17 protein-coding genes and 1 pseudogene are annotated in these 15191 nt (G+C 62.5%); 16 read left to right on the forward strand and 2 right to left on the reverse strand.

All coding sequences use genetic code 11. The annotated features are described in order from the left end of the window. The 13 genes from rpsE to dsbD form a co-directional block, all read left to right on the forward strand. The coding region (rpsE, locus tag VG320_RS03755) for a 30S ribosomal protein S5 (protein ID WP_327198817.1) at nt 1–433 on the forward strand (433 nt) is incomplete at its 5' end. Between the two features lie 11 nt (nt 434–444). Continuing rightward, complete coding sequence (gene rpmD / locus VG320_RS03760) at nt 445–627, forward strand: 50S ribosomal protein L30 (RefSeq protein ID WP_010106952.1); 183 nt, start codon at nt 445–447, stop codon at nt 625–627. A 30-nt stretch (nt 628–657) separates the two neighbouring features. Then, entirely contained in the window at nt 658–1092 is a 435-nt protein-coding gene (gene rplO / locus VG320_RS03765) for a 50S ribosomal protein L15 (RefSeq protein WP_028222618.1), read from the forward strand. Between the two features lie 59 nt (nt 1093–1151). Beyond that, nucleotides 1152–2498: a preprotein translocase subunit SecY gene (gene secY / locus VG320_RS03770; RefSeq protein WP_327198818.1), complete on the forward strand. Its 1347-nt coding sequence runs from the start codon at nt 1152–1154 to the stop codon at nt 2496–2498. A gap of 6 nt (nt 2499–2504) precedes the next feature. Further along, nucleotides 2505–2723 carry a translation initiation factor IF-1 gene (gene infA / locus VG320_RS03775; protein WP_004521905.1) on the forward strand — a complete coding sequence of 73 codons (219 nt, stop codon included), beginning with the start codon at nt 2505–2507 and terminating at the stop codon, nt 2721–2723. 20 nt (nt 2724–2743) lie between these two features. Continuing rightward, nucleotides 2744–2860 (forward strand): 50S ribosomal protein L36, encoded by a 117-nt coding sequence (gene rpmJ / locus VG320_RS03780; RefSeq protein WP_027819338.1) that lies wholly within the window; start codon nt 2744–2746, stop codon nt 2858–2860. A 41-nt stretch (nt 2861–2901) separates the two neighbouring features. Further along, nucleotides 2902–3267, forward strand: coding sequence for a 30S ribosomal protein S13 (gene rpsM, locus VG320_RS03785; RefSeq protein WP_103706958.1), 366 nt, complete (start codon nt 2902–2904; stop codon nt 3265–3267). A 28-nt stretch (nt 3268–3295) separates the two neighbouring features. Next, nucleotides 3296–3700: a 30S ribosomal protein S11 gene (rpsK, locus tag VG320_RS03790; RefSeq protein WP_006052224.1), complete on the forward strand. Its 405-nt coding sequence runs from the start codon at nt 3296–3298 to the stop codon at nt 3698–3700. Nucleotides 3701–3865: 165 nt separating this feature from the next. After that, nucleotides 3866–4489, forward strand: coding sequence for a 30S ribosomal protein S4 (rpsD, locus tag VG320_RS03795; protein ID WP_103706957.1), 624 nt, complete (start codon nt 3866–3868; stop codon nt 4487–4489). Between the two features lie 124 nt (nt 4490–4613). Next, nucleotides 4614–5591, forward strand: coding sequence for a DNA-directed RNA polymerase subunit alpha (locus VG320_RS03800; protein WP_103706956.1), 978 nt, complete (start codon nt 4614–4616; stop codon nt 5589–5591). A 124-nt stretch (nt 5592–5715) separates the two neighbouring features. Beyond that, nucleotides 5716–6108, forward strand: a complete 393-nt coding sequence (gene rplQ, locus VG320_RS03805) for a 50S ribosomal protein L17 (RefSeq protein WP_027819334.1) — start codon at nt 5716–5718, stop codon at nt 6106–6108. A 260-nt stretch (nt 6109–6368) separates the two neighbouring features. Beyond that, entirely contained in the window at nt 6369–6680 is a 312-nt protein-coding gene (gene cutA, locus VG320_RS03810; protein WP_327198824.1) for a divalent-cation tolerance protein CutA, read from the forward strand. Next, a complete protein-coding gene (gene dsbD / locus VG320_RS03815; RefSeq protein ID WP_327198819.1) occupies nt 6673–8652 on the forward strand; it encodes a protein-disulfide reductase DsbD in 1980 nt (659 codons plus the stop codon). The genes cutA and dsbD overlap by 8 nt, the downstream gene beginning before the upstream one ends. A 94-nt stretch (nt 8653–8746) precedes the next feature. On the opposite strand, the gene hemB is transcribed toward dsbD, so the two are convergent. Both hemB and yihA read right to left on the reverse strand, forming a co-directional pair. Beyond that, complete coding sequence (gene hemB / locus VG320_RS03820) at nt 8747–9745, reverse strand: porphobilinogen synthase (RefSeq protein WP_327198820.1); 999 nt, start codon at nt 9743–9745, stop codon at nt 8747–8749. Between the two features lie 373 nt (nt 9746–10118). Beyond that, entirely contained in the window at nt 10119–10778 is a 660-nt protein-coding gene (yihA, locus tag VG320_RS03825) for a ribosome biogenesis GTP-binding protein YihA/YsxC (protein WP_327198821.1), read from the reverse strand. Between the two features lie 236 nt (nt 10779–11014). On the opposite strand from yihA, the gene VG320_RS03830 reads away from it, so the two are divergent. The 3 genes and pseudogenes from VG320_RS03830 to ccsA all read left to right on the forward strand — a co-directional run. Then, nucleotides 11015–11680, forward strand: a complete 666-nt coding sequence (locus tag VG320_RS03830; protein ID WP_327198822.1) for a c-type cytochrome — start codon at nt 11015–11017, stop codon at nt 11678–11680. A gap of 276 nt (nt 11681–11956) precedes the next feature. Continuing rightward, nucleotides 11957–14082 (forward strand): annotated as a pseudogene (locus tag VG320_RS03835) (cytochrome c biogenesis protein ResB). A gap of 66 nt (nt 14083–14148) precedes the next feature. Then, on the forward strand, nt 14149–15191 hold a 1043-nt coding region (gene ccsA, locus VG320_RS03840; protein WP_327198823.1), incomplete at its 3' end, for a cytochrome c biogenesis protein CcsA.

Genomic DNA, 15191 nt, shown 5'->3' on the forward strand with positions numbered 1-15191 from the left:
GGTTGTGAAGGGCGGCCGTATTCTCGGCTTCGCCGCTCTGACCGTGGTTGGCGATGGTGATGGCCGCGTCGGTATGGGCAAGGGCAAGTCGAAGGAAGTGCCCGTCGCTGTCCAGAAGGCGATGGAACAAGCTCGTCGCAACATGTTCAAGGTGCCCCTGAAGAACGGCACCCTGCAACACGAAGTGCACGGCAAGCATGGCGCTTCGGTCGTCCTCCTCGCTCCGGCGAAGGCAGGTACGGGCGTGATCGCCGGCGGCCCGATGCGCGCAGTGTTCGACGTGATGGGCGTGCAGAACGTCGTGGCCAAGAGCCACGGTTCGACGAACCCGTACAACCTCGTTCGTGCCACGCTGGACGGTCTGCGCAAGCAGTCGACCCCGGCTGACATCGCAGCGAAGCGCGGCAAGTCCGTCGAAGAAATTCTGGGCTAAGGGTGGGCACCATGTCTGAAAAAACTGTCAAGGTTCAGCTCGTCAAGAGCCTGATTGGGACCCGCGAAACGCACCGTGCCACTGTGCGCGGTCTCGGCCTGCGCCGCCTGAACTCGGTTTCCGAGCTGCAGGACACGCCGGCAGTGCGCGGCATGATCAACAAGGTCTCGTACCTCGTCAAGGTCATCGGCTAAGCGCTCGACCAGGACTCCAGGAGTTTGAAAATGGAATTGAATAACCTGAAGCCGGCTGAAGGCGCGAAGCACGCAAAGCGTCGCGTTGGTCGCGGCATCGGCTCCGGCCTCGGCAAGACCGCTGGCCGTGGTCACAAGGGTCAGAAATCGCGTTCGGGCGGCTTCCACAAAGTCGGCTTCGAAGGCGGTCAGATGCCTCTGCAGCGTCGTCTGCCGAAGCGTGGTTTCACCTCGCTGACGAAGGAATTCGTTGGTGAAGTGCGCCTCGCCGATATCGAGAAGCTGCCGGTCGACGAAATCGATCTGTTGGCTCTCAAGCAGGCAGGCCTCGTTGGCGAAATGACCCGTTCCGCAAAGATCATCGCCACTGGCGAGATCAAGCGCAAGGTCGTGGTCAAGGGCCTGGGTGCGACGAAGAATGCGCGTGCTGCGATTGAAGCAGCAGGCGGTTCTTTTGCCGAGTGATTGTGAGTGGTGCGTGCGGGCTTGCCCGCCGTCACTAACTTCTGCATCGGAGAAGCTACTTGGCTAACAGCCCGAGTCTCGCAAAAACCGGTCGCAGCGCTCCGAAGTTCGGCGACCTGCGTCGGCGTGCAATGTTCTTGCTGCTGGCGCTGGTCGTTTATCGTATCGGCGCGCACATTCCGGTGCCGGGCATCGACCCGGACCAACTGGCGAAGCTCTTCCAGAGCCAGTCAGGCGGCATCCTTGGCATGTTCAACATGTTCTCGGGTGGTGCACTGTCTCGCTTCACGATCTTCGCGCTGGGTGTGATGCCGTATATCTCGGCGTCGATCATCCTGCAGCTGATGGCGATTGTCTCGCCGCAGCTCGAGGCGCTGAAGAAGGAAGGGCAGGCTGGACAACGCAAGATCACGCAGTACACGCGGGTCTTCACGGTAGTGCTGGCGACCTTTCAGGCCTTCGGCATTGCAGTCGCGCTGGAAAACCAGCCGGCACTCGTGATCGATCCGGGCATGGTGTTCCGTCTGACGACGGTCGTCACGCTGGTGACTGGCACGATGTTCCTGATGTGGCTCGGTGAGCAGATCACGGAACGCGGGCTTGGCAACGGTATCTCGATCATCATCTTCGGCGGGATCGCAGCGGGTTTCCCGAACGCGATCGGCGGTCTCTTCTCGCTGGTGCAAACCGGCTCGATGGGCCCCGTCTCGGCGATCATCATCGTGGCGCTGATCGCAGCCGTGACGTACCTGGTGGTGTTCATTGAACGCGGCCAGCGCAAGATCCTCGTGAACTATGCGAAGCGTCAGGTTGGCAACAAGATTTACGGTGGGCAGTCGTCGCACCTGCCGCTCAAGTTGAACATGTCGGGCGTGATTCCGCCGATCTTCGCATCGTCGATCATCTTGTTCCCGGCAACCATCCTGAACTGGTTCAGTTCGGGATCGCGATCCGGTTGGTTCGCGGACACGCTGCACAACGTGGCCGAAGCCCTCAAGCCTGGCCAGCCCGTGTACGTGTTGCTGTATGCGTTGGCGATCGTCTTCTTCTGCTTCTTCTACACCGCTCTGGTGTTCAACAGCAGGGAAACGGCCGACAACCTGAAGAAGAGTGGCGCGTTCGTACCTGGCATCCGCCCGGGCGATCAGACGGCTCGCTATATCGACCGCATCCTCACGCGTCTGACGCTGGCCGGTGCGATCTATATCGTGTTTGTCTGCCTGTTGCCGGAGTTTCTGGTGCTGCGCTGGAATGTGCCGTTTTATTTTGGTGGCACGTCGCTGCTGATCATTGTCGTCGTCACAATGGACTTCATGGCGCAGGTGCAGTCGTACGTTATGTCGCAACAATATGAATCGCTGCTCAAGAAGGCTAACTTCAAGGGCGGTGGAGTCCCGATGCGGTAAGGACATATGGCCAAAGACGATGTAATCCAGATGCAAGGCGAGGTCATCGAAAACCTCCCCAACGCAACCTTCCGGGTGAAGCTGGAAAACGGCCATGTCGTTCTGGGGCATATTTCCGGGAAAATGCGGATGCACTACATCCGTATTCTTCCGGGCGACAAGGTGACGGTTGAGTTGACGCCTTACGATCTGTCGCGTGCGCGGATCGTGTTCCGGGCGAAGTGATTTAGAAAAAGGGTAATATCATGAAAGTGATGGCATCGGTAAAGCGCATTTGCCGTAACTGCAAAATCATCAAGCGCAACGGCGTCGTTCGCGTGATCTGCAGCTCGGACCCGCGCCACAAGCAGCGTCAAGGCTGATCAGCGCGCTTTTGCTTGCGCTTTTTGTTTGAGGAAAAACAATGGCTCGTATTGCAGGGGTTAACATCCCGAACCACCAGCACACTGAAATCGGCCTGACGGCAATTTTCGGTGTTGGCCGCACGCGTTCGCGCAACATCTGCGTGGCAGCGGGTGTGCCGTTCAACAAGAAGGTCAAGGACCTGAACGACGCGGATCTGGAAAAGCTGCGTGAGGAAGTGGGCAAGTTTGTTGTCGAAGGCGATCTGCGCCGTGAAACGACGATGAACATCAAGCGCCTGATGGACCTCGGCTGCTACCGTGGCGTGCGCCATCGCAAGGGTCTGCCCCTGCGTGGCCAGCGTACGCGTACCAACGCACGTACGCGCAAGGGTCCGCGCCGCGCAGCACAGTCGCTGAAGAAGTAAGCGGTTCTGACAGTTACAGGAAAACGTAATGGCTAAGGCTTCGAACAACTCCGCGGCGCAACGCGTTCGCAAGAAGGTTAAGAAGAACGTCGCCGAGGGCGTGGTTCACGTTCACGCGTCGTTCAACAACACGATCATCACGATCACCGACCGTCAAGGCAACGCGCTTGCCTGGGCAACGTCGGGCGGCCAGGGCTTCAAGGGTTCGCGTAAGTCGACTCCCTTCGCAGCTCAGGTTGCAGCTGAATCGGCTGGCCGTGTTGCAATGGAATACGGCGTCAAGAACCTCGAAGTGCGTATCAAGGGCCCCGGCCCGGGTCGCGAATCGGCGGTGCGCGCGCTGCATGGTCTTGGCATCAAGATCACCGCGATCTCCGACGTTACGCCGGTCCCGCACAACGGCTGCCGTCCGCCGAAGCGCCGTCGTATCTAAGGCGTCGCGCTTGCCGACTGCCTGAGCCGCCGGTAACGGCGTCCCAGGCTCTCGGCGCTATTGAATTGACTAAGCCCACCGTTCGGTCCAAAGGGTCGAACTAGCGCAAGCTGCGGGGTCTCCCCGTTTCAGGCTTTGCGTGATTAATTATCGAAGGAAAGCAACGTGGCACGTTATATCGGCCCGAAGGCCAAGCTGTCCCGCCGTGAAGGCACCGACCTCTTCCTGAAGAGCGCACGCCGCTCGCTCGCTGACAAGTGCAAGCTTGACAGCAAGCCGGGCCAGCACGGCCGCACGTCGGGCGCTCGTACGTCCGACTACGGCACGCAGCTGCGCGAAAAGCAAAAAGTGAAGCGCATCTACGGCGTGCTCGAGCGTCAGTTCCGCCGCTACTTCGCGGAAGCGGACCGTCGCAAGGGCGCCACCGGCGAAAACCTGCTGCAACTGCTCGAATCGCGTCTCGACAACGTCGTGTACCGCATGGGCTTCGCATCGACCCGCGCTGAAGCGCGTCAGCTCGTGAGCCACAAGGCTCTCACGCTGAACGGCGTCGTCGCGAACATCCCGTCGATGCAAGTGAAGGCAGGCGACGTCGTTGCTGTTCGCGAAAAGGCGAAGAAGCAAGTGCGTATCGCTGAAGCGCTGTCGCTGGCAGAGCAAGGTGGCATCGCAGGTTGGGTTGCAGTCGACGCGAAGAAGTTCGAAGGTACGTTCAAGAGCGTGCCGGAGCGCAGCGACATCGCTGGCGACATCAACGAAAGCCTGATCGTCGAATTGTATTCGCGTTAATCGAATTGACGGCCGGGGTAGCCTCTGTGCTTCGCGCAGGAGGTGGCCTCGGCTGTTTTTTTCAGGTTGTGGCCATCTCAGCCTTATCGGTGTAACGAGCCGAGGGTATTGAAAAGGAAAACCTATGCAAACCAGTTTGTTGAAACCCAAGATCATCGCTGTGGAATCGCTCGGCGACAACCACGCGAAAGTGGTCATGGAGCCGTTCGAACGCGGTTATGGCCATACCTTGGGTAACGCGCTCCGGCGCGTTCTGCTGTCGTCGATGGTGGGCTACGCGCCGACCGAAGTGACGATCGCAGGCGTCGTGCACGAATACTCGACGCTCGACGGTGTGCAAGAGGATGTGGTCAACCTGCTGTTGAACCTGAAGGGCGTGGTCTTCAAGCTGCATAACCGTGACGAAGTGACGGTTACGCTGCGCAAGGAAGGCGAAGGCGTTGTCACCGCTGGCGACATCGAACTCTCGCACGACTGCGAAGTCATCAACCCGGAACACGTCGTTGCGCATCTGACGAAGGGCGGCAAGCTCGACGTGCAGATCAAGATCGAGAAGGGCCGCGGCTACGTGCCGGGCAATGTGCGCCGTTACGGCGACGATTCGGCCAAGATCATCGGCCGCATCGTGCTGGACGCGTCGTTCTCGCCGGTTCGCCGCGTGAGCTACGCCGTGGAAAGCGCGCGTGTCGAACAGCGTACCGACCTCGACAAGCTCGTGATGAACATCGAAACCAACGGCGTGATCTCGCCTGAGGAAGCGATCCGCCAGTCGGCGCGCATCCTCGTGGATCAGCTGTCGGTGTTCGCTGCACTGGAAGGCACCGAAACGGCGGCGGAAGCTCCGTCGCGCGCGCCGCAGATCGATCCGATCCTGCTGCGTCCGGTGGACGATCTCGAACTCACGGTTCGCTCGGCGAACTGCCTGAAGGCCGAGAACATCTACTACATCGGCGACCTGATCCAGCGTACCGAGAACGAGCTGCTCAAGACCCCGAATCTGGGTCGCAAGTCGCTCAACGAGATCAAGGAAGTGCTCGCTTCGCGCGGTCTCACGCTCGGCATGAAGCTCGAAAACTGGCCGCCGGCTGGTCTCGACAAGTAAGTAATGTGGCAGGGACGCGGATTTTCCTTTAGAATCCGCGTCTTGCCTTTTTCGCGTACCGGCCCGTGCCTCATAAAGAGGCGATAGAAGAGCTGGACTAAAACTTTGTTTCAAGGAAATTGAAATGCGTCACCGTCATGGTCTGCGGAAACTGAACCGCACGAGCAGCCACCGTCTGGCAATGCTCCGTAACATGTCCAACTCGCTGATCGAGCACGAAGTCATCAAGACGACGCTGCCGAAGGCGAAGGAACTCCGTAAGGTTGTCGAGCCCCTCATCACGCTGGGCAAGAAGCCGTCGCTGGCAAACCGTCGTCTGGCGTTCAACCGCCTGCGCGATCGTGACTCGGTCACGAAGCTGTTCGACGTGCTCGGTCCGCGTTTCGCGAACCGTCCGGGCGGCTACCTGCGTATCCTGAAGTTCGGTTTCCGTGTTGGCGACAACGCACCGATGGCACTGGTCGAACTGCTCGACCGTCCGGAAGTCACGGAAGAGAACATCCAGGAAGCGGAATAAGCTTCTAGTCGCTTGATCCCCGGATTGAGCGGCGCGCGAAAAAGCCAGGCCTAGCCTGGCTTTTTTGTTTTCTGCTGCGGAATAAATGCTGCGGCCGGGTGTTTGCGTATCTGAAGGCGTCCAGGGCGCATGAACAAAGCCAAACGGCGCCGGTGGTACGATAGCGTTCTGCCTTACTGAGTCCCGCCGTGTTGTGCAGCATGCGGGGCATCCTGCCGGAGTTCGTCGTGACCCTCAATGTGACCCCGAGTGTGACACTCATGCTGACCACGGTGCCCGACGAGGACACCGCCGCGACGCTGTCGAAGGCCGTGCTCGAAGCACGCCTGGCGGCCTGCGTGACGCGCCTGGGTGCGGTGCACTCCGAGTATCACTGGCAAGGCAAGATCGAGTCCGGCGACGAGATCCAGCTACTCTTCAAGACGAGCCTCGCGCGCGCGGCCGATCTCGAACAGTTCATCCAGACCCAGCACCCCTACGAGACGCCCGAGATTCTCTCGTGGCAGGCCACGGCCTCCAGCGCCTACGGCCAGTGGGTTCATGCCGAGACACAGCGCCCCATTCATGTCTAACCGCTTCGATCGGCGCCAGCGCGCCGCGCCGTACGCCTCGTTTCTGACTTTGCTCGCACTGATTGGCTGCCTGCTGCCGCTGCTGTTCGGCGCCGCGCCCGCGCATGCCGACGACGACTTCCTGCCGCCCGATCAGGCCTTCGCCTTCAGCGCCAGCGAAACGCCGGGTGTGGTCGACGTGCATTTCAAGATCGCCGACGGCTACTACATGTACCGCGAGCGTTTTGCCTTCGCGACGCGCAACGGTTCGGCGACGCTCGGCGACGCGCAGATTCCGCCCGGGCATGTGAAGTTCGATCCGACCTTCAACAAGAACGTCGAGACCTACCGCAACGAACTGACGATCCACGTGCCGGTGAAGTCCGCGAGCGGGCCGTTCGACCTCGCCGTGACCTCGCAGGGCTGCGCCGATGCGGGCATCTGCTATCCGCCGGCCGAGCATGTCTACCACGTGAGCGGCGCGGCGCTGCGAGCTGCCGGTTCCAGCCAGAGCACGACGACGGTGGCCAACGCAGCCGCCCCTTCGGCCACAGCCGATAACACCCAGCCCTGGTACGAGCGCGCGACCAGCGCTGACTATGCGCAGTCACTGCTGCAAGGCGGCGGCTTCTTCGCCGTGGTCGGTCTGTACTTCGTCGCGGGGATGGTGCTGAGCCTGCTGCCGTGCTCGTATCCGATGATCCCGATCCTCTCGGCGATCATCGTCGGCGAAGGCGCCAGAGTCACGCGTGCGCGCGGATTTGCGCTGTCGTTCGTCTACGTGCTTGGCATGGCGCTGGTTTATACGGTGCTCGGCATCGCCGCCGCGCTGGTCGGGCAGAGCCTGGGCGCGTGGCTGCAAAATCCGTGGGTGCTCGGTGCGTTCGCAGTATTGCTCACCGCATTCGCCGTCATGCTGATCGCAGGCTACGACGTTGCGTTGCCGCAGCGTTGGCAGGACGGCGCGTCGCGTGCGTCACAGGGCCGCTCGGGCGGCAAGTTCGCCGCCGTCGCGCTGATGGGGGCGCTGTCGGCGCTGGTGGTCGGCGCCTGCATGACCGCACCGCTGTTCGCCGTGCTCGCGTTCATCGCGCACACGGGCAATGCCGTGCTGGGCGGCGCGGCGCTCTTCGCGATGGGCATCGGGCTTGGCGTGCCGCTCATGATTCTTGGCCTTGGCGCGGGCACGCTGCTGCCGCGCGCGGGCACGTGGATGGACGGCGTGAAGGTATTCTTCGGCGTCGTGCTGCTCGCGGCTGCGCTCTGGATCGTCTGGCCGGTGTTGGGCGCGACGGCGCAGATGCTGCTAGCCGCCCTGTGGCTGCTGCTGGCCGCCGCCTCGCTCGGCCTGTTCACGCCGAACGCAGGCCCGGCTAACGTCTGGCGCCGTCTGGGCCGTGGCGTCGGCGCGGCGTTTGCGATCTGGGCCGCGACGCTGATCGTCGGGCTCGCAGCGGGCTCGACCGATCCGCTGCGCCCGCTCGCCGTGCTGGCCGCGCGCGAAGGTGGCGCGGCTGTGGGCACGGCAGGCACGCCGGGCGCGAGTGCGCAGGCCGACGCGCTGACGTTCGCGCCGGTGCGCTCGTCGGGTCAACTCGACGCGGCGCTCAAGACGGCGGGCAAGCCCTCGATGCTCGACTTTTACGCCGACTGGTGCGTGAGCTGCAAGGAGATGGAGAAGTTCACTTTCAGCGACCCGCGCGTGCAGGCGCGTCTCGCGCAACTGGGTCTGCTGCGCGCGGACGTGACGGCCAATAGCACCGACGATCAGGCGCTGCTCAAGCGCTTCGGGCTGTTCGGGCCGCCGGGCATCATCTTCTTCGATACGAAGGGCAACGAGGTGCTGCGCGTGGTTGGCTACGAGAACGCCGATAAATTCCTCGCACGCCTCGATCGGCTTGCGACTCCGGGCGCGGGTGCCGATGCGCAAGCGCCTTCGGCGTCTGCGGTGCCTTCGCGCAACCTGCTCAATCTTCCCAGCGGACAATCGTAACCAGAACGAACGATCAAACGCCGCATCGGCAGTACAAACGAAAAAGGCACGTCTTGCGACGTGCCTTTTTGCATGGCGTACCGGCTGACGCCGCTTACTTCTGCGCGCGCAACAACCGCGCAGCGTCCAGCGCGAAATACGTCAGAATGCCGTCGGCGCCAGCGCGCTTGAACGCGAGCAGCGATTCCATCATCGCCTTGTCGTGATCGAGCCAGCCATTCTGCGCGGCCGCCTTGAGCATCGCGTATTCGCCGCTGACCTGGTACACGTAGGTCGGGAAGCGGAACTCGTCCTTCACGCGGCGCACGATATCGAGGTACGGCATGCCGGGCTTGACCATCACCATGTCCGCGCCTTCCTCGATGTCGAGGCGCACTTCGCGCAGCGCTTCGTCCGAGTTGGCCGGGTCCATCTGGTAGGTCATCTTGTTGCCCTTGCCCAGATTCGACGCCGAGCCCACCGCGTCACGGAACGGGCCGTAGAACGCCGAAGCATACTTGGCCGAGTAGGCCATGATCTTCGTGTGGATGTGGTTCTCGCTTTCCAGCATCTCGCGGATCGCACCGATGCGGCCGTCCATCATGTCCGACGGCGCGACGATGTCGACGCCCGCTTCGGCCTGTGCACGCGCCTGCGCCACGAGAATCTCGATGGTCTGGTCGTTGATGACATAGCCGTTCTCGTCGAGCACGCCGTCCTGGCCGTGGCTCGTGTACGGGTCGAGCGCGACGTCGCACAGCACGCCCAGATCCGGGAAGCGCTTCTTGAGCTCGCGCACCGCGCGCGGGATCACGCCATCGGGATTGGTCGCCTCGATGCCGTCGGGCGTCTTCAGCGCCGGGTCGACAGCGGGGAACAGCGACAGCACCGGGATGCCCAGCTCGACGCATTGCTCGGCCACGCCCATCAGCAGGTCGATCGACACGCGTTCGACACCGGGCATCGACGGCACGGCTTCGCGCACGTTTTCGCCCGCGACGACGAACACGGGATAGATCAGATCGTTGGTGGTGAGGAGGTTTTCGCGCATCAGGCGGCGCGAGAAGTCGTCACGGCGCATGCGGCGCGGACGGTGATGCGGGTAGAAGCTCATGGCGGCGGATTATCTTGAAACAAAACGCGCTTTTGGAGCGCAGGAAACTTTTCAGGACAATGGTATATCATACCGATCGAGCGAGGCGCCTTGCGCCAGACTCCCCGCTTCTCCTCCCTGAGCGGGTGCCTGTCGTTTTTCGATAAGGCTGTTTAGCCCGCCGGCACTTACGGCGGGTTTTTTTATGCGCCGACAAAAATTGCGTTTTGCATGGATTCTGCTCGAAAAATGAGCAGGCGAACGCCGTCGCGAGCGGTGCTCAGCCACGGCTATGTGACCTTGCGCACGCTCGGCAGCAAAAAGGCGGGGAGAGGGAACAAGGGGCGGCCAGGAACCGGCCGCCGCCAGTGAGATCAGGCGATCCCGGGCGAAATCAGGAAGCCGGAGCTTCCGATTCGCCGATACCGACCTGGGGCGCAATCCAGCTTTCGATGACGGCGTGCGCCTCATCCAGACCGACACGCTTGAGCGCCGAGAAAAGCTGCACGCTGAGCTTGCCCTGGTAACCCTGATTGCGATATTCGTCCAACGCCTTGTTCGTATTGCGCAGCGCCAGCACGCTTTCTTGACGAGTCAATTTGTCGCACTTCGTCAGGAGCGCGTGAATCGGTTTTCCCGACGGCTCGAACCACTCGATCATGCGGCGGTCGAGGTCGGTGAGCGGGCGGCGCGCGTCCATCATCAGCACGAGACCGGTCAACTGCGCACGCGTCTGCAGATAGAGCGCGAGCAGTTGCTGCCAGTGCTGCTTGGCCGCTTCCGGCACTTCGGCGTAGCCGTAGCCCGGCAAGTCGACCAGATAACCGGCGGGTTCGTCTTCCGGGCCGACCGAGAAATAGTTGATGTGCTGCGTGCGGCCAGGCGTCTTCGACGCGAAGGCGAGGCGCTTCTGGTTGCACAGCAGATTGATGGCGGTGGATTTGCCTGCGTTCGAGCGCCCGGCGAACGCGACCTCGGGCCGCGCCGTGGCGGGCAGGTCGCGCAGATGATTCACCGTCGTGAAGAAACGGGCTTGATGCAGCAGGAAGGCCATCGTGAGGACCACATTATGAAATATCGAGGCGGCAGAGGCGCCAAGCCCGGCGAAGCCCGGGGAGGATCTGGAGATATCGGGGGCAGGCCCGACTGGCGCCGTGGCGCCTTGCGCGCTATTGTACAATGCGACGGTTTACTGAATACCCGTGAGGCCGGCGCGGGCCTTTCGAGATAGATCGGTCGCTGTCGTAGTTTGCAGAACCTGATTCCCACAAGACGAAACAAGGTGCGCGAATGAATCGACTGAGCAAGTCTTTGAAGGCACTCGAATTTGCGATAGCGGCAGGTCTTACGGCAGGTGTTTCGATCATGGCGATGGCGGCGGACCCGGCGACTCCGGCCAAACCCGACCTCGCGCGGGGGCAGGCCATCGCGGCGCAGGTGTGCGCGGCGTGCCACGCGGCCGACGGCAATAGCACGGGCGGCGCCTATCCCAAACTGGCGGGCCAGCACGCCGAATATCTCGTCAAAGAACTCAAGGATTTCAAGCCGCAGCCCGGCGGCAAGCCCCCTGCGCGTAATAATGTGATTATGGCTGGCTTCGCCAGCGCGCTTTCCGATCAGGATATGATCAACGTGGCTGCCTGGTTCGCCTCGCAGACGCCCAAGCCCGGCTTCGCGCGCGACGCGAAGACGGTGCCGGAAGGCCAGAAAATCTGGCGCGCCGGTATCGCCGATAAAGGCGTGCCCGCCTGCGCGGCTTGCCACGGGCCGACCGGCCAGGGCATTCCGGTCCAGTACCCGCGCCTGTCGGGCCAATGGTCGGAATACGTGGTCGCGCAGTTGCAGGCATTCCAGCAGGGCACGCGTAACAATAACGAGCCGATGCGCACGATCGCGCACCGTCTCTCGGACGACGAAATCAAGGCCGTCGCCGATTACGCGGCCGGTCTGCATTGACCCGATATTGACCTGGCACGCGTGTAGTCTCTCGCGATGCCGTTCTCGGTCGCACAGTCAAACAGGTCGGTCGAAGAACAAGAAAAGGGTGTGGGCGCCGTGCAGATGCGGCGGTCCTGCACCCTTTTTTGCTGTCACGCAGCCAGGGCGCGTGACGGTCTGATGGAACCAGAAGCGGGAACGAGAAGCGGAGTTTGAATGAGCGTCACCACGCAGGGTCTGCAGTTGAATGTCCGCCAGAAGGCGGTGAGAGGCGCCATCGAGCTGCTCAGTTCGATGCGTTTCGCCATTGCACTGCTGGTGGTGCTGGCGATCGCGAGCATCATCGGCACGGTGCTCACGCAGGACGATCCGTACCCGAACTACGTCAACCAGTTCGGTCCGTTCTGGGCCGACATCTTCCGCTCGCTGAGCCTCTACACGGTCTATAGCGCGTGGTGGTTCATGACCATCCTCGGCTTCCTGGTGGTGTCGATCTCGCTGTGCGTGATCCGCAACGGCCCGAAGATGATCGCCGACATGCGCAGCTGGAAGGACAAGGTCCGCGAAGGCAGCCTGCGCGCGTTCCATCACAAGGGCGAATTCGCGCTGGAAGGCGCGAGCCGCGAGGAAACCACCGCGAAGCTCGGCAAGCTGATGCAGCGCATGGGCTACCGCTTCGTCACGCGCGAAACCGAAGGCGCGACGCTGATCGCAGGCAAGCGCGGCGCGCTCACGAAGATCGGCTACATCTTCGCCCACCTGGCGATCGTGGTGATCTGCATTGGCGGGCTGCTCGACAGCAATCTGCCGATCAAATTCCAGATGTGGCTGTTCGACAAATCGCCGATCCGCAGCAATGCCGTCATCAACGACATCGCGCCCGAACACCGTCTCTCGCAGTCGAACCCGACTTTCCGCGGTTACGCGTGGGTGCCCGAAGGCCAGTATGTGTCGACGGCGATCCTGAACCAGCCCGACGGCTCGATCATCCAGGACCTGCCGTTCTCGATCCAGCTCAACAAGTTCATCGTCGATTACTACTCGACCGGCATGCCCAAGCTGTTCGCGAGCGACATCGTCGTGATCGACCACAAGACGGGCCAGCGCATTCCGGCGCGCGTCGAGGTGAACGAGCCGTTCACGTACGACGGCGTGTCGATCTACCAGTCGAGCTTCCAGGACGGCGGCTCGCAGATGCAGATGACCGCCTGGCCGATGGCCGGTGCGAGCGCGAAGAGTTTCCCGTTCGGCGGCATCATCGGCAATTCGGCGCCGCTCAAGCTGCCTGCGGGGCAGAGCGTGCCGGGCGTCGACGGCCAGACCATCGAATTCGCCGATTTCCGCGCCATCAACGTCGAAAACACGTCGAACGGCAACGGTCAGAACGATGCGCGCGGCGTGGCGCATCAGAGCCTCAAGGAAGCCTTCGACGAGCGCCTGGGTTCGGGCGCGAAGACCTCGAAGCCGCTCGATCTGCATAACGTCGGGCCGTCGGTGCAGTACAAGGTGCGCGACAAGGACGGCCAGGCGCGCGAGTACAACAACTACATGCTGCCCGTCGATGTGGGCGGCGAGCGCATGTTCCTCGCCGGCATGCGCGAGAACCCGGACGAGCCGTTCCGCTACCTGCGCATCCCCGCCGATAGCGGCGGCACGATGAAGGAGTGGATGCTGCTGCGCGCTGCGTTCGAAGACCCGGCGTTGCGTGCGCAGGCTGCGCACCAGTTCGCCGCGCGCTCCGTCCCCGATTCGAATCGCGATCTTCAGAAGCATCTGGAAGACAGCGCCTCGCGCGTGCTGACCCTGTTCTCGGGCACCGATCCGTCGATGCAGGGCGCGCCGCCCGCGCAGATGGGCGGCTTCCAGGCCGTGGCGGGTTTCATCGATAAATCGGTGCCGAAGGATCAGCAGGAAAAGGCCGCGGGGCTGCTGCTGCGCATGCTCGAAGGCTCGACGTGGGATCTCTGGCAACTCGCGCGCGCCCAGGCCGGCGAGCCCGCGCTCACGCCCGATGCCCAGTCCGCGCGCTTCGTGCAGGACTCGATCAACGCCGTTTCGGACAGTTTCCTGTACGGATCGCCTGTCTATCTACAGCTCGATTCATTCAAGCAGGTGCAAGCTTCGGTATTTCAGTTGACGCGCGCGCCGGGCAAGAAGTCGTGTATCTTGGCAGCCTGTTGCTCGTGCTCGGCATCTTTTCGATGTTCTACGTGCGCGAGCGCCGTCTGTGGTTCTGGCTGAAAGAGCGCAGCGGGACGCACGGACAGGGCGTCGACGTCATCATGGCGATGTCGACCGCGCGCCGCACGCTCGACTTCGAGAAAGAGTTTGCCCGCACCCGTGAAGCGGTCTCGCGCACCCTGGGCGCCCAGCCCGGGAGCTCAAGCGCAGACGACGGCGGGACGGACCGTAACGCTTGATCCACGCGATCCACGCGCGCTTTAAGGCGCCCTTTACGGACACTCAAGATCAACATCGGTAAGCCCATGGACTTGACTCAGGTTTCTTCTTCCGCAAAGACCCGCCGCGCCGACCGCGCTGCGGCGGCAGCGGCTCACGACGCGCGCGGCGCGTCCGATCTCAACGATTTGCTGTTCGACGAACGGCCCTTCCTGCGCCGCCTGACGGTGCTCGACTGGGTGTTCGCGCTGGCGATGGTGGCGGGCGCGGGTTTCGCGCTCTCGCGCTACCACGCGCACATGAACTACTACGACAAGCTCGTGCTGTGCGGCACGGTGCCGGCGCTGGTCGTGCTCGGCTGGCGCTGGAAGCCTTCGCGCCTCTTGATGGCCGCGATCGCCGTGATGTCGATCGGTGCGATCCAGATCTATCAGGGCGACCTCGCGCGCGCCGACCAGGCCTTCTTCCTCAAGTATTTCCTCTCCAGCCAGTCGGCCATCCTGTGGATGAGCGCGCTGTTCGTGCTGGCCACGATGTTCTACTGGATCGGCCTGCTGTCGCGCTCGGAGACGGGCGGCGCAATCGGCACGCGGCTCACCTGGGCGGCGGTGCTGATGGGCTTTACCGGCCTGATGGTGCGCTGGTACGAGTCCTATCTGATCGGCGCGGATGTCGGCCATATTCCCATCTCGAACCTCTATGAAGTGTTCGTGCTGTTCAGCCTGATCACAGCGCTCTTCTATCTGTACTACGAGAAGCACTACGCCACGCGCGCGCTGGGCGCCTTCGTGCTGCTGGTGATCAGCGCGGCCGTGGGCTTCCTGATGTGGTACTCGATCTCGCGCGACGCGCAGCAGATCCAGCCGCTCGTGCCCGCGCTGCAAAGCTGGTGGATGAAGATCCACGTGCCGGCGAACTTCATCGGCTATGGCAGCTTTGCGCTGTCGGCGATGGTGGGCGTGGCCTACATCATGAAAGAACGCGGCGTGCTGGCGGACCGTCTGCCCGCGCTCGAAGTGCTCGACGACGTGATGTACAAGTCGATCGCCGTGGGCTTCGCGTTCTTTACGATCGCTACGATCCTTGGCGCGCTGTGGGCCGCGCAGGCCTGGGGCGGCTACTGGAGCTG

The organism is Paraburkholderia sp., assembly GCF_035948235.1.
GTDB lineage: Bacteria > Pseudomonadota > Gammaproteobacteria > Burkholderiales > Burkholderiaceae > Paraburkholderia.

Bases quoted from the DNA above. Each gene is read 5' to 3' on its own strand.
- rpmD (WP_010106952.1), top strand. From the start codon at position 445: ATGTCTGAAAAAACTGTCAAGGTTCAGCTCGTCAAGAGCCTGATTGGG.
- rpsK (WP_006052224.1), top strand. From the start codon at position 3,296: ATGGCTAAGGCTTCGAACAACTCCGCGGCGCAACGCGTTCGCAAGAAG.
- VG320_RS03830 (WP_327198822.1), top strand. From the start codon at position 11,015: ATGAATCGACTGAGCAAGTCTTTGAAGGCACTCGAATTTGCGATAGCG.
- cutA (WP_327198824.1), top strand. From the start codon at position 6,369: ATGCTGACCACGGTGCCCGACGAGGACACCGCCGCGACGCTGTCGAAG.
- dsbD (WP_327198819.1), top strand. From the start codon at position 6,673: ATGTCTAACCGCTTCGATCGGCGCCAGCGCGCCGCGCCGTACGCCTCG.
- infA (WP_004521905.1), top strand. From the start codon at position 2,505: ATGGCCAAAGACGATGTAATCCAGATGCAAGGCGAGGTCATCGAAAAC.
- hemB (WP_327198820.1), bottom strand. From the start codon at position 9,745: ATGAGCTTCTACCCGCATCACCGTCCGCGCCGCATGCGCCGTGACGAC.
- rplQ (WP_027819334.1), top strand. From the start codon at position 5,716: ATGCGTCACCGTCATGGTCTGCGGAAACTGAACCGCACGAGCAGCCAC.
- rplO (WP_028222618.1), top strand. From the start codon at position 658: ATGGAATTGAATAACCTGAAGCCGGCTGAAGGCGCGAAGCACGCAAAG.
- yihA (WP_327198821.1), bottom strand. From the start codon at position 10,778: ATGGCCTTCCTGCTGCATCAAGCCCGTTTCTTCACGACGGTGAATCAT.
- VG320_RS03800 (WP_103706956.1), top strand. From the start codon at position 4,614: ATGCAAACCAGTTTGTTGAAACCCAAGATCATCGCTGTGGAATCGCTC.
- rpmJ (WP_027819338.1), top strand. From the start codon at position 2,744: ATGAAAGTGATGGCATCGGTAAAGCGCATTTGCCGTAACTGCAAAATC.
- rpsM (WP_103706958.1), top strand. From the start codon at position 2,902: ATGGCTCGTATTGCAGGGGTTAACATCCCGAACCACCAGCACACTGAA.